The following is a 12,543-nucleotide window of genomic DNA, read 5'->3' as shown; positions in this document are numbered from 1 at the left end:
TCAATAGTCGAAAATGGTTAGACTATGGACTAATTACTATTTAAGTGCGTATCTAGGAGGCTGAGTAGTTTATCTTTGCCAATAACTCCCTCAGTGGATACTAATATTTTCTCACCTTGAATGAGCCTGAGCGCTGGAACGCCTTCCACCTGGTACTGCTTGACAGTGGCAGGATTCGGATCGATTTCCATTTTGACGACTTTGAGGCGATCGCTGTATGTGGTTGCAGCCAAATTAATCAGCGGCGACATCAATTGACACGGTCCACACCAGGAAGCCCAAAAGTAAACTAATACAGGCTGCTCGGCTTTTAACACTTGTGTTTCAAACTCGGCATCAGTGATGGTGGTTACACCTTTACTCATTGCAGTCTCCATTAGGTGGCATCGTTCAAAGTTGACACACAAAATACTCTATCTCAATCTGAGGGTCAGCGGTCAGTAGTCAGTTGTCAGTGGTAAAGATAAACAACTAACAGTTGACTATTGAAGCAAAATCCCACAACCAGTAGGTGTGGGACTGCTCAAATTCGGTATTATACAAATGTTACAATTGATCCAATTGCTTGCGTAGGGACTCCAACTCGGCATCAACCACTTCATTAGATTGGGAAGCGGTGTTGGGAGGGGTGGTTTGTTGTGGTGGCAGTTGGGGTTGATTTGCTGGACTTGCAGGAGCTAGTGATGCTTTCAAAGCTGCCAATTCATCATCAACATCGCTACCCGATTCCAACCGGGCAAATTGGCTTTCTAGGTCTGCACCTGCCAACTCTGCTGCTGACTGGGCACGAGCTTCTTGCATCAGGACTTTTTCTTCCATCCGCTCGAAGGCAGCCATAGCACTGTTGCTGTTCATCCCACGCACCATACCTTCAAGTTGCTCTTGGGCTTTGGCAGTAGTAATCCGCGCTTTGAGCATTTCTTTTTTGGTCTTAGCCTCAGAAATCTTGCTTTCTAGCTGGATTAAGTTGCGCTTGAGAGTTTCAACCTGAGTGCTTTGCTGATCCAAGCTAGTTTTCAGGGCTGTACTGGTGTCGGTAAAAGTCTTTTTGCGTTCTAGCGCTTGTCGTGCTAAGTTCTCATCACCTTTTTGCAGCGCCAATTGGGCATTGCGTTGCCACTTATTAATTTCATTTTGGGCATCATTGTACTGTTTCTCTGTACGTTTTTGAGCGGCGATCGCTTGGGCAACTCCCTGACGCAACTGTACCAAGTCTTCCTGCATTTCCAGGATGGCTTGCTCTAGCATTTTTTCGGGGTCTTCAGCTTTATTGACTAAGTCGTTCAGATTAGAACTAACTACTCGCTTAATACGATCAAATAATCCCATAATTTTGTTTTTCCTTTTGGAGTTTACGCGCTTTGTTGGACAGTTAGCTTTTTTATTATTTAATAGCTTCCTATTTCAATGTAATCTTTCCGGTTTGGTTCGGTACACCCCAACGCCCGTTTATTGTAAAGATATACTCTAGTCCAGCGTTGCGGAAATAACTATTCAGTTAACAAAAGCCAAAAATACCAGACAAGCTTTCTTTCCCCTCTGCCCCTCTGCTCCCCTGCCCCTCTGCCCAATCTTCAAGGCTCTGAACCTTCGCTTAACTGTTGTTGCGGTGGGTTTTTGCCTTCATTTAACACCTGTACCTTCATGGCTGCTAGTTCTGTATCGATGTCACTAGCAGACTCTAGAGAGTCAAATTGTTTTTGCAAGTCATCGCTACCCAGAGTTGCGATCGCTTCGGATTTCGCTTCTATCTGCAAAACTTTATCTTCCATGCGCTCAAAAGCATTGAGGCTGCTGTTGGGAGAAACTCCGTCGAGCATTTCTTGAAGTCGATAAGAAGCCTCGGCAGAACGGGCGCGAGCAATGTACATATCTTTTTTAGTTTTGGCCTCAGAAATTTTTAACTCTAGCGTCCGCATATCCTTTTTGAGCCTAGCTACCACATCGTTTTGCTGCCCTATTTGGTTAGTAAGGGCTGTGGCAGTTTCTTGGTAAGCTCGACGTTTAGTGAGAGCTTCTCTGGCTAAAGGTTCGTTACCTTGTTGCAGTGCTAGTTGGGCGCGGCGATACCATTCTTCTGATGTTGAGTGGGCAGCAGCAGCTTGCCGTTCAGTGCGTTTTTGAGTAGCGATCGCTTGCGCTACCCCTTGCCGCAATCGCACCAAATTTTCTTGCATTTCCATAACAGCTTGTTCCAGAACCTTTTCTGGATCTTCTGCACTGCCAATCAAACTATTGAGATTAGCGCGAATCACCCGCAGGATACGCTTGATTAGTTCCATGTCAGCTCTCCATTCACTTTTTGCCCAAAGCGCTTCGCGCGAGACTAGGGATTAGGGGAACAAGAAGAATAATCAATCCCCAGTACCCTCATCCTATTGTAGATTTTTGCAACTCATGGTTGCTCAACCCGTGCTTTAATTCCCTTAACTTGTAATTCTTGCAACCTTCGTTGTACTTCTTCTTTTGTTTTCAACGCACCGAGATAAATCAATTTTTGGCTGCGTGATAAGTAAGCATCGGGAACTACTTTTCTCGCATTAGCGAGAGCGCGTAGACTGCAAGGCTTGCCGCAAGCGGCATCGCCTTGATTGTCCGTCACTATATGATAAAACCCATCTGCTGCTGGTGTGATTTCTGAATCGATCTTTGGTGGCGTTATAGTTGGCTGGGGCGAAGGTCGTAACGTTGATACTGGAGGTATCAAAGGAGGCAAAGGCTGCGTCTGTGGTAGAGGAGGGTCGATTGGTAGCGGATTGACAACTGGAGGATTGGCTGGTTGAGCATAAATCGGGTTAGGCAATGTTGTAGGGGTTGGTTGAACTTTCGGCTGTAAACCAACTACATCATTGGGATCTCTAACTTCTGGAAATTCTTTAGCGGCTAAATTCGGATACCTGGGTATAGGCGTGAGTTCTGGCTGAGGCTGAGATTGGGGATTAGTCCCAAATTCTTGAGGATTTTCCGCACTAGGAGACGAGTTACCATTAAATAATTTGCCTAGATTCAACTGAGGCAAACTTTTGGGATTGAACACTACATAGCCCAAGGTGAGACTAGCCACTAATAGCAGTAACATCGAGCCTATACCCAAAGGTGATAGCAGACTGTCGCTAGAATTGCTGGGCTTTCTTGTTTGTGGTTGTTCATCTGTCAAACTTCGCAGTAGTGCTTCACTCGATTCCAAGTAATCGTCAGGCTGTTTGGGAGCGTCATTTGCCTGCGGAAGATTGTCCTTTTGAGCATCTTTAACTACCGCAGGCACTATGCTACTACTGTTATCTAGTGGGGGCAGTGGAAGTTGTGTTTTAGCATCAGGGTTAGAGGAGACTTCGGGATTATCTAGTGCTTCAGTCTTGGGTGTAGCTGGTGCTGAGTTTTTTGGAAGCTGATTGGGCACAGATACAGGTGGTATATCAATTTTCATTTCTGCTGCTGATGGCTGAGTTTTGCCCACTGTTGCAGTAGTTTCTGTCAGTTCTTGGGGTTGACTGCTGATATAACTGCCCACACGGGATTGATTTGGTGTCCTCATGCCAATTCGCGTGCGTCGGTATCGGGCTAACTCCTGATCTAGCTGCACTTCTAAACTCGCTAGTGCTGATGCTAATGCCGGCCTCAACCCAGATTTAGACGATTGAGTGCCGGAATCTATCGAGGGGTTTTGACTCATTGCCTCTGTGCCTGAAACGTGTACTGCTGGATTAATAGAGATATTTGTGCCAATACTAGCGAAAATTAAGCAGAATAGGTTACGTCAAGTGGAATCATGTGATGGCGAGCTGTTGCTTGAGAGTCAGGCATCGCTCATTACCCACCTCACCTGAATCTGTAATTTCAGACTTTAACAGCTTTTCGATCGTGGAAATCTTAAAATCTGTTGCGATCGCCAATCCAAAATTTCCAAAGTGCGAAAATCTAGAGTGTAAGACCTGATGATAATTTTGGATTAACAATCTTTATCACAAATCCGTTGCCTATTCTTCATCTTTGCAATTCCTAGATACTATTACTAAAGGCAACCTAAGTTGTAGAAGCAGGGTAGTTGAGTGTGGAAATAGTAACGCCACAAGGGCAGCCAGCAAGCATTCTCGGTTTAGCAGGGCAACAGCAAATGGATGCTACTTGCGTCTCGGTGGCCTTTGAGGCTCTAATTAATTATTTCTTCTTTTACGATCTCAAAGTTGAAAACTTTTTGGATGGACTAAAATCTTTGTTGGGGGCAAAGCGCGAACAAGTTTTGATCGCAACGGGGAGTGAAGACCGAGATATTATCTCTTTACGTAATTATCTCAACTGTGTGCGCGATCGCCTTAACATTAATGGAGTAGATGTGTTCTTTGTCGAATATGTCTCCCCTAGTGATGACATCAATCAGGTGTGCGAGGTGCTTGAGGCATTACGGTATTGGAAGGACTCTGGAATTTTACGCTACGTAGGAGTTACTACTCACAACCGACGCATTGCCAAAGAATTAATCGAAAGCGGTCAGTGTGACGTGTTAATGCACCGCTACAATATGGCACACCGTAAAGTCCAAGAGGATGTTTTGCCCGCTGCTCAAAGCTTGGACGTTCCTGTAGTGGCGTTTACTTGCACGCGTTGGGGATCGCTACTCAAAGGACATCCCGACTGGCAAGCAGAACCACCTACGGCAGCAGACTGTTACCGCTATGTACTACACCATCCTGCGGTACGTCTGGCACTCACTGCCCCACAGACTACGCAGCAATTAGAGCAAAACCTTTCTGTGTTGCACGCACCCCCATTGTCTTCACAAGAAGCTACTCATTGGCAGAAATATGGAGATTTGATTTATGGAAATGGGCAAGATGCATTCGAGACTCAATGGGAATAAAGATAATTGGTAATTCGTAATTCGTAATTATGAACTACTAATTATTTTGCGTTATTTCTAAATAAATATGCTCTAATCGTACTGGCTGACGAGAAATCGAATCAATTGCTATTCCTTCAAAGCGGGCAATAATTTCTTTTAATTCCAGATGTTCTGGTAACCAAAAAGCTAGTTCGTTACCATAACGCCTATGGGTAAAGCCATATTCTTGGGCACGGGCGATCGCTTGTTCTTTTTGTGTGGTCTGTAGTGCTACAATTTCTTGTGCTGGAATTAATGTGCGTAACTCAGCTAAACTACCCTCAGCTAAAATTCGACCATTTTTCAAAATACCAATTCTCTGGCAAAGACGCTCTGCTTCATCTAATAAATGAGTCGTCAGCAAAATCGTAATTCCCTGATTTTTGAGTTGCCCAATTAACTCCCATATTTCGTATCGCGCTTCAATATCTAACCCAGTTGTAGGTTCATCAAGAATCACTAATTTCGGCTGATGTACCAAAGCTAATGCAATATTCAATCGCCGCCGCATCCCACCGCTAAGGTTTTCTACTGGACTTTTTGCTCTATCTAGTAAGTTTACTGCCGCCAAGGTTTCTTTTACCTGTTTTTGACAACTTTCGCGGTTTAAACCATAAATATCAGCAAAAAATTTCAGGTTTTCTTCACAAGTCAAACTTTTATACAGTAAATTTTCTTGAGGCGCGACACCAATTATTTTTTTTGTTGCTTCGGAAACTGGTTGATTATTAATTGCGATATTACCGCTGTCAGCTTTGAGTAAATTACAAATAATATTAATTGTCGTTGTCTTCCCGGCTCCATTTGCCCCTAACAAACCGTAAATTTCTCCTGCATTAATATGCAAATTCAAATCTTGTAAAACTTTTCTTTGCCCATAATACTTATTTAAATTTTCAATTATCAACATAGCAAATGTAAGTATTTGTTCGGATTAGGCCTAGTTTAAGTTCTGTTAGTACGTTCGTCTAACTCAAATGACTACATGAGAGCAAATTGCTTGTCCTTATGCACAGAGAGTGGTTTTAATTTTTACCTTGCCCATTGCCGCAAAATGTAAGCGTAAAAAGCTTCTTTATCTACTTTATCCATTGCATAAATCTTGCGACCACCAGACACTACTTTAGTACGCCCTTGACTGAGACCAGTAGTAATAATTTCTGTTTCCCATTCGCGCAATTGATAAAATTCTGGATGTCCCAGATAAGCTGTTGCCAACACATCCCAAAAATAATAATCTTGGGGAATAACCAATGCATAACATTGTCCTGCTAAATCAGAGATAGGATAGTGGCGTTGTCGCCCCATTTTGTACACTAATTCCGATGTAACGGGCACATTGTTCGTTAAATCCAAAGGACACATAATAATTTCAAGTTGTGTTTCCCACACCCGCGCTGCTGAAACTGCGTCCCAATAAACATTCCATTCGGCAGAACCGTCTTGTCCTGGTTCCCAATTTTTTTCCACATTGCCAGAAACATTTAACGCACCCCCCATCCAGACTATCTTTTGAATCTTCGCTTCAATGTCTGGTGCTTTGTCCAGTGCCGTTGCTACTGTCGTCAACGGCCCTGTCACCATCAGCGTGACTGGTTTTGATGCCTCGCGCAACACTTTTACCATGAAATCTTGACCTGTTTGTGCAGCCAGAGGTGTATTTACAATTTCGCTTTGATTGAGAATTGGCAAATGGTCAATAACAAACGAATCACGCCGATAAAGATACGGGAAGGAATTAATACCCCGCACTGTGCTTTCTGCAACTGGGATATGAGAAAATCCCATCAAATCTAGAATTTTACGTGTAGCGCTAGCGGCTGGTTGGATATAGCAATCAGCTGGAGTGACAACAACGCCAAGAAGTTCTATGCTATCCATCGTCAACAGCAGCATAGTTGCTAGATAATCATCTACGCCGCCATCGTGATCCATTAATACGAGTTGTTTTGACATATACAGGAGAATTAACAAATGGATGAATTTATGGAAGCTGCGATCGCACAAGCAAAACAAGGTAGACAAGAAGGTGGAATTCCCATCGGTTCCGTTCTCGTCAAGGATGGCAAAATTCTCGGCAGAGGACACAACAAGCGCGTACAAGATGGCGATCCTGTCACCCATGCCGAAATCGATTGTCTCCGCAACGCTGGTAGAGTTGGCAACTACAAAGGTACAACATTATATTCAACCTTAATGCCGTGTTATTTGTGCGCTGGGGCAGTGGTGCAATTTGGCATTAAAAAAGTCATCGCCGGAGAATCACGCACTTTTCCCGGTGCTAAAGAATTTATGGTATCCCACGGCGTGGAAGTAATTGACCTCAATCTTGACGAATGCGAACAGATGATGAGTGAGTTTATTGAAACTAACCCCGAACTTTGGAATGAGGATATTGGTAAGTAGTACAGACGCGATTAATCGCGTCTGTACAGTTGTCAGTTGTTAGAAGGCAATAGGCAAGAGTCAGCGGTTATTCTCCACGTCTCCCCATCCCCGCGTCCCCGCGTCTCTCTATTTGCCCCACTCCCCTTTCCTTGAGAAAAGCATCAAAAGTCAACTTATCAGGCAGCGAAGTTTGTGCCCCTAGTTTTGTGGCTGCCAAAGCACCCGCAGCTGCACCCCAAATAACTGCCTGATTTAAAGAAAGTCCTGTAAAAAGTGCTGCTGCTAAACCACCATTAAAAGCATCACCAGCAGCAACGGTGTCAACTGCATGAACTGGAAATGCTGGTACAAAAAAAGTTTCCTCAGCGGTGGCACAAACAACGCCTTTAGTACCCAGTTTGACGATCGCAGATTTCACACCCCGTTGCAATAAAATTTCGGTTGCCTTTGCTGCTGATTTCTCTCCATCTACAACAAAACCCACCAATTGCCCAGCTTCAACTTCGTTCGGCGTAATAATGTCCACTAACGGATAAAGTTCGTCTGGTAAATTAGATTGTGCGGGTGCGGGGTCGAGAATTACTGTAATATTTGCATCTTGTGCTGCTTTGGCAGCTGCCACCACAGCAGCAATCGGTATTTCTAGTTGTAAAAGCAGTGCTGTAGCTGTTGGTAATAAGTGAGATAATCGCTCTACATCTTCTTGATTGACACGTCTATTTGCCCCAGGAATGACGATGATTTGATTTTCGCCTGCACTGCCTACAGTAATAATGGCGACTCCAGAACTAACGGTTTCATCTACAAAGATATTGTCAGTCCGTACACCAGCAGCTTGCAAATTACTAACAAGTTCTGCACCAAAACTATCTGCGCCAACACGTCCCACCATCTGAGTAGGAATTCCTAACCGCGCTAATGCTACCGCTTGGTTTGCGCCTTTGCCTCCGGGTATTTTAAAAAAATCTTCTCCTAGCAATGTTTCTCCAGCGACTGGCAACCGGGGTGCTGTTGCTACTAAATCTATATTGATGCTGCCGAAGACAATAATGCTCATATTCCATTTTTGTTTATCTTAAAAGCATTAAGCCTAATACTACAGGAGGCGATCGCATCTTGGGTTGGTGTATTAACTGATATATAGCTAGTACCGCAAGGCTGAATTAAAAATTAAAAATGAATACAGAGTAAACGTTTCATTGATTTGGAATAGTGAGGCAGTCTGGTCTTGGGGGTTCCCCCCATGAGGAACTGCCGTTAGCGCAGCGTTAGCGACGCAGGAGCGTCACCCGAAGGGGTGGTTTATTTACGCGCCCATTGTACTAGTAGCATTGTGCTACTAGAATTAATTGCTGTGAAGATTCAATAGCTGCCGAGATTGATTTATATCATGTCCAGTTGAATACTTATGATATCTGTGAGGGTCGGTAATGGGTAATGGGAAAGAAAAACACAACTGTTCACCCATCACCAATTACCAATTACCAATTACCAAAAAGACCAACCATATTGTAAGTAATTAGCCGAACTTGATATTACCAGTAGTTGCTACTCATGGAATGATTGCCCCGAATCTTATTGAATCTACACAGCAATGTTTTGGCTAAAATTAGTGATTATATCTGTTTTTTAACCTTAACTACTAACAGACCTACACCTGCTGCCAAAAAAGCTAGCGTACTTGTTGGTTCGGGTACTGCATTAGCTGGAACAACTTTTGCATCAATTCGTGCAACTCCAGCTAGATTACCTGCCAAGCTAGGATTGCCAATTATCTTAGCAAACTCCGGAGAAAACAGTAAATTAACTTTATTGAGGGTTAAATTGTTACCATTTAATGTTACATTTTCCGGTGCGCTCAAATCAAACAAAATTGTATTGAGAGAATATGTGTCTTTTAAATAAAGACCACTGGCATTGTTAATGGCACGTGTCGAATCAAAACTAATAGCAAAGTTACCAATAGTAGTTTGATTATTAAATGTAACAGTACCAGTGTGTTTGATTGTACCTGAGAGCGGAGTGAAACTGCCCGTGTCACTGAAGGTGAAGTTAGTAGTTGGGTCAATGTCAAAGCCAACTATAAAATCGCTGTTGATTGGTTCGACTGTATTATTAGTACCTGTCAAGTTTAACCCAATACTACTTAGATAGCTGAGGTCGTGATAGACGCTTGTAACACCGGACTTCACCTGATAATTAACAGCTTTTGCCTGTAGAGGCGCAATCAATCCACAAACTACTGCCGTACAACCAAGAATTACTCCAAGCTGAGAAAAACGCATAGATACTCCTTGTCCTATGTCGTTAATAATACAAAATTGACTAATTGTTTTATTTAAAGTTTTTATTTTAATTAAGTAAAGTTACTAACAACATTTAAGTTCAATATGAAAGTTATATATAGTGCAAAAAATTAGTCATATTTTATGCTTAATTGTGCTTTAAAGACAAAGCAAGAATCAAGTTTGTTGATACTTTCAGCGATCGCTCGTGCTTTTGATAGGCAAAATTTTATAAGTGTTTTGATTGCGATCGCCTGACTCATAAAATTTAAACAACAGCTATATTGACTTAAAAATTTTAGTAACCGCTTAAGCTAAATATTACATAAGATAGAAGCAACTATAAGCATTTACATACGCTAAATCATTGGGATAAATCTGAATTTTTAATCAAGCTTGAGGTTTTCTATCGTGAAATACACCTCAGTTTGAGTACCAAGTGTATCTCGGCGATTACTTCCAGTATTGACGATGACAGTATATGGATTAATCATTGGTCGTGGGGATGAAACAGAAAGATATATTTTGTCATTGATGATTATTTTCCCCGAAGAAATTTGTTTCAGCTTTTTGATAGACTCAACCTCAACATCTCCATTGCGATAACAAAGTCTGCCAAAAGCTAAGGCTGTTGCTTGTGGGGGAACTTCGAGTAAATAAAAATAATCGGGACGCAACCATTCTTTCCAACTATCATCACCACCCTTACCAATATATTTAATTGATGATGGGGAAACTTTCGACCAAATTTGAGTGGAAAGCGCTTCGGGAAAAATGATTACTTTTAGCTCTTTAGTACTATCAAAAGAAACTTTTCTGGTAAATGTCCCACCGCGCAATTTAATTCCATTAACATCGTAACGATTAACTTTGATTTGAGTCAGAGGTTTGGTAGTGCAACACAAGTTAGCCCGTTTATTATCTGGTGATTGAAAGCTAACCAAAACGATAATGCATATCAAAGCTAAACAAATAGGAATAAATATCTTTACAATTCGATGAATTTTTATCACAGATAAACCATTTATCAAGTAAATCTTGAGACTGCTACGATCGCCTACCCTTGGCACAATCATAACTGCTCATCACATCGCTAAAAATGGATAAAAGTCAAGATAAGTGTAGGTAAACTCAGAAGCGATCGCTATTTTTCACTAATTCATCTCACTCTACTCGCCTTAACACACAACTTTCTTAACCGAACTGTATAGCTTTATCGAGCTGTCACCAACTTTTGCAAATCTGCCACTAACAGCTGATATTCCCCTATTTCTGGGAGAAAGCCTAAAAATAGATTAAATCCAAATGATTTGCTCGTTTCGCGGTCGGCTGAGACAGCAGAAAGGAATTGACACAGATAGCCCTGTTCGGTATTGTCCAAAGGTAGTTTTTTGGTAGAGCAGAGATTTATCGACAGAAATCGCCAAAAAGATATAACATATCAAGGTGCATAATACCCAAATCTCTTTCCTATGCCTAGTGTTGAACGCGACGAAAACCGAGAGCATCGCATCGAAACAGAGATAATTGTTGATGCTGATGATGATAAAGAAGAACGGGCGATGGGTTGGTACTACTACCTCGACGATACTCTGAACGTACCTTTTATGGCTACGTGGAAGAAGAAGTCACGCAAAACATCTGCCGTTGAGGAGAAAAAAGTCGAGGTGCTAGGAATGGCACCAGATGATGAGTGCTTAAAAGATATGTATGTGGAAGTAGTGTATCCAGATGGCACGGATGAAGACGTGTTTTCTGCCAAGCTATCAGAAATAGAAGCCATTGATGCAGATAGCGAAACTCAAGAAGCGATCGCAGATTGGCACTATTGGCTTGCTAGAGGGTACAAATTTTAAAGGCAGAAGGCAGAGAAAGAAGACGCGGAGACGCGGTGAAGAAGTTGGGGTCTTAGCGGTTACCGTCGAATCCAAACTTCCGAACCTAAAGAAAGAAAAAACTCCTGTATCTCCGTGTCTCCATCTACCTCTTCTCCCTACGTTCCCCACTTCCTGTTGTCCAACGAAGAGTCAGAATATAAAGTCCTCCTGACTTCTGACTTCTGACTCCCCAAACCGCTATAAATCTTAGGATAAATGCCGAATGATGCGGCAGGGATTGCCAGCAGCTACAACATTTGCTGGGATACTTTTAACAACTACACTACCAGCACCAATAGTAGTATTGTCGCCAATTGTTATCCCTGGACAAATAATTGCACTACCACCAATCCAGACATTATTACCAATTTTAATTGGGGCAGCGAGTTCTCTACCAGAAAGTCGAATTTCTGGTTCTATAGGATGATAAGCAGTATAAATCTGCACGTAAGGGGCGCATAAGACATTATCGCCAATTTCAACTGTATTGCAGTCTAAAATCACACAACCATAGTTCATATATAATCCATTGCCAGCAGAAATATTACTGCCATAGTCGCAGTGAAATGGTGGCACAATAGATATTTTTTCGCCTACTTTTTTGAACAATTCTTGCAAAATTTGCTTTCGTTGTTCCTGTTGTTCTTCTGTTGTAGCGTTGTACATTCGTAGAAGACGACTGGCTCTTTTGTTCTCAGAAGCTAGTTCGGGCTCGTCTGCAAGATATAACTCGCCTGCGAGCATTTTTTGCTTTTCTGTTCGTTCCATCACAGATTATTTAAGTTTAATTGAATAAAATTTATATTAAATAATTCATTTTAAATCAATATATATTTTATTAACATAAAATTGAAACTTTTAATATAACTATATGCGGCATAGTAGTAATACCAACATTTTTCCATAAATAAATTTAACCTAATATATTAAAAACCAAAAATTTAAAAATATTTTTCATTTCAACCTTGTCCATGTTGATACTTGGAGTTGACAATAATTCAGATGCATCATTGCAACGTGAGGAAGCAATCTCAATATCTTGGCAAAAAATTACAGTTCTCAAGGTAGAAGAGGTTTAATTTCTTAAAAATGTAAATTTATCATATTTAAAATG

14 protein-coding genes are annotated in these 12,543 nt (G+C 41.8%); 3 read left to right on the top strand and 11 right to left on the bottom strand.

Features of this window, described 5'->3' with window-relative positions; all coding sequences use genetic code 11:
• Positions 1-29 precede the first annotated feature (29 nt).
• From RMY31_RS02935 to RMY31_RS02920, 4 genes are all read right to left on the bottom strand, one after another.
• Positions 30-365, bottom strand: a complete 336-nt coding sequence (locus RMY31_RS02935) for a thioredoxin family protein (RefSeq protein WP_322664567.1) — start codon at positions 363-365, stop codon at positions 30-32.
• Positions 366-546: 181 nt separating this feature from the next.
• Positions 547-1,329, bottom strand: coding sequence for a PspA/IM30 family protein (locus RMY31_RS02930; protein WP_322664569.1), 783 nt, complete (start codon positions 1,327-1,329; stop codon positions 547-549).
• Positions 1,330-1,574: 245 nt separating this feature from the next.
• Complete coding sequence (locus RMY31_RS02925) at positions 1,575-2,282, bottom strand: PspA/IM30 family protein (RefSeq protein ID WP_322664571.1); 708 nt, start codon at positions 2,280-2,282, stop codon at positions 1,575-1,577.
• Positions 2,283-2,395: 113 nt separating this feature from the next.
• Positions 2,396-3,673 (bottom strand): hypothetical protein, encoded by a 1,278-nt coding sequence (locus RMY31_RS02920; protein WP_322664573.1) that lies wholly within the window; start codon positions 3,671-3,673, stop codon positions 2,396-2,398.
• Between the two features lie 378 nt (positions 3,674-4,051).
• On the opposite strand from RMY31_RS02920, the gene RMY31_RS02915 reads away from it, so the two are divergent.
• Positions 4,052-4,858, top strand: coding sequence for an aldo/keto reductase (locus tag RMY31_RS02915; protein WP_322664575.1), 807 nt, complete (start codon positions 4,052-4,054; stop codon positions 4,856-4,858).
• Positions 4,859-4,895: 37 nt separating this feature from the next.
• Here the strand turns inward: RMY31_RS02915 and RMY31_RS02910 are convergent, their stop codons facing one another.
• The gene (locus tag RMY31_RS02910; protein WP_322664577.1) at positions 4,896-5,789 is read right to left on the bottom strand and encodes an ABC transporter ATP-binding protein; all 894 of its coding nucleotides are present in this window, start codon (positions 5,787-5,789) and stop codon (positions 4,896-4,898) included.
• Positions 5,790-5,911: 122 nt separating this feature from the next.
• Positions 5,912-6,835: a nucleoside hydrolase gene (locus RMY31_RS02905; protein ID WP_322664579.1), complete on the bottom strand. Its 924-nt coding sequence runs from the start codon at positions 6,833-6,835 to the stop codon at positions 5,912-5,914.
• An 18-nt stretch (positions 6,836-6,853) separates the two neighbouring features.
• On the opposite strand from RMY31_RS02905, the gene RMY31_RS02900 reads away from it, so the two are divergent.
• Positions 6,854-7,285 (top strand): nucleoside deaminase, encoded by a 432-nt coding sequence (locus RMY31_RS02900; protein WP_322664581.1) that lies wholly within the window; start codon positions 6,854-6,856, stop codon positions 7,283-7,285.
• A gap of 67 nt (positions 7,286-7,352) precedes the next feature.
• Here the strand turns inward: RMY31_RS02900 and rbsK are convergent, their stop codons facing one another.
• The 4 genes from rbsK to RMY31_RS02880 all read right to left on the bottom strand — a co-directional run bounded on the left by rbsK (position 7,353) and on the right by RMY31_RS02880 (position 10,933).
• Positions 7,353-8,324 (bottom strand): ribokinase, encoded by a 972-nt coding sequence (gene rbsK / locus RMY31_RS02895; protein ID WP_322664583.1) that lies wholly within the window; start codon positions 8,322-8,324, stop codon positions 7,353-7,355.
• Between the two features lie 559 nt (positions 8,325-8,883).
• The gene (locus tag RMY31_RS02890) at positions 8,884-9,552 is read right to left on the bottom strand and encodes a PEP-CTERM sorting domain-containing protein (protein ID WP_322664585.1); all 669 of its coding nucleotides are present in this window, start codon (positions 9,550-9,552) and stop codon (positions 8,884-8,886) included.
• A 386-nt stretch (positions 9,553-9,938) separates the two neighbouring features.
• Positions 9,939-10,628 carry a hypothetical protein gene (locus RMY31_RS02885; protein WP_322664587.1) on the bottom strand — a complete coding sequence of 230 codons (690 nt, stop codon included), beginning with the start codon at positions 10,626-10,628 and terminating at the stop codon, positions 9,939-9,941.
• 137 nt (positions 10,629-10,765) lie between these two features.
• Positions 10,766-10,933 carry a hypothetical protein gene (locus RMY31_RS02880; RefSeq protein ID WP_409877184.1) on the bottom strand — a complete coding sequence of 56 codons (168 nt, stop codon included), beginning with the start codon at positions 10,931-10,933 and terminating at the stop codon, positions 10,766-10,768.
• Positions 10,934-11,024: 91 nt separating this feature from the next.
• On the opposite strand from RMY31_RS02880, the gene RMY31_RS02875 reads away from it, so the two are divergent.
• Positions 11,025-11,408, top strand: a complete 384-nt coding sequence (locus RMY31_RS02875) for a calcium-binding protein (protein WP_322664589.1) — start codon at positions 11,025-11,027, stop codon at positions 11,406-11,408.
• Between the two features lie 228 nt (positions 11,409-11,636).
• Here RMY31_RS02875 and RMY31_RS02870 read toward each other — a convergent pair whose 3' ends face one another.
• Positions 11,637-12,197, bottom strand: coding sequence for a sugar O-acetyltransferase (locus RMY31_RS02870; protein WP_322664591.1), 561 nt, complete (start codon positions 12,195-12,197; stop codon positions 11,637-11,639).
• Between the last annotated feature and the right edge of the window lie 346 nt (positions 12,198-12,543).

This window comes from Dendronalium sp. ChiSLP03b (assembly GCF_034531165.2).
Lineage (GTDB): Bacteria > Cyanobacteriota > Cyanobacteriia > Cyanobacteriales > Nostocaceae > Dendronalium > Dendronalium minutum.
This window is presented reverse-complemented; position numbering and strand designations above follow the sequence as displayed.

Bases quoted from the DNA above. Each gene is read 5' to 3' on its own strand.
- rbsK (WP_322664583.1), bottom strand. From the start codon at position 8,324: ATGAGCATTATTGTCTTCGGCAGCATCAATATAGATTTAGTAGCAACA.
- RMY31_RS02885 (WP_322664587.1), bottom strand. From the start codon at position 10,628: ATGATTGTGCCAAGGGTAGGCGATCGTAGCAGTCTCAAGATTTACTTG.
- RMY31_RS02870 (WP_322664591.1), bottom strand. From the start codon at position 12,197: ATGGAACGAACAGAAAAGCAAAAAATGCTCGCAGGCGAGTTATATCTT.
- RMY31_RS02930 (WP_322664569.1), bottom strand. From the start codon at position 1,329: ATGGGATTATTTGATCGTATTAAGCGAGTAGTTAGTTCTAATCTGAAC.
- RMY31_RS02925 (WP_322664571.1), bottom strand. From the start codon at position 2,282: ATGGAACTAATCAAGCGTATCCTGCGGGTGATTCGCGCTAATCTCAAT.
- RMY31_RS02910 (WP_322664577.1), bottom strand. From the start codon at position 5,789: ATGTTGATAATTGAAAATTTAAATAAGTATTATGGGCAAAGAAAAGTT.
- RMY31_RS02935 (WP_322664567.1), bottom strand. From the start codon at position 365: ATGAGTAAAGGTGTAACCACCATCACTGATGCCGAGTTTGAAACACAA.
- RMY31_RS02920 (WP_322664573.1), bottom strand. From the start codon at position 3,673: ATGAGTCAAAACCCCTCGATAGATTCCGGCACTCAATCGTCTAAATCT.
- RMY31_RS02890 (WP_322664585.1), bottom strand. From the start codon at position 9,552: ATGCGTTTTTCTCAGCTTGGAGTAATTCTTGGTTGTACGGCAGTAGTT.
- RMY31_RS02905 (WP_322664579.1), bottom strand. From the start codon at position 6,835: ATGTCAAAACAACTCGTATTAATGGATCACGATGGCGGCGTAGATGAT.
- RMY31_RS02900 (WP_322664581.1), top strand. From the start codon at position 6,854: ATGGATGAATTTATGGAAGCTGCGATCGCACAAGCAAAACAAGGTAGA.
- RMY31_RS02875 (WP_322664589.1), top strand. From the start codon at position 11,025: ATGCCTAGTGTTGAACGCGACGAAAACCGAGAGCATCGCATCGAAACA.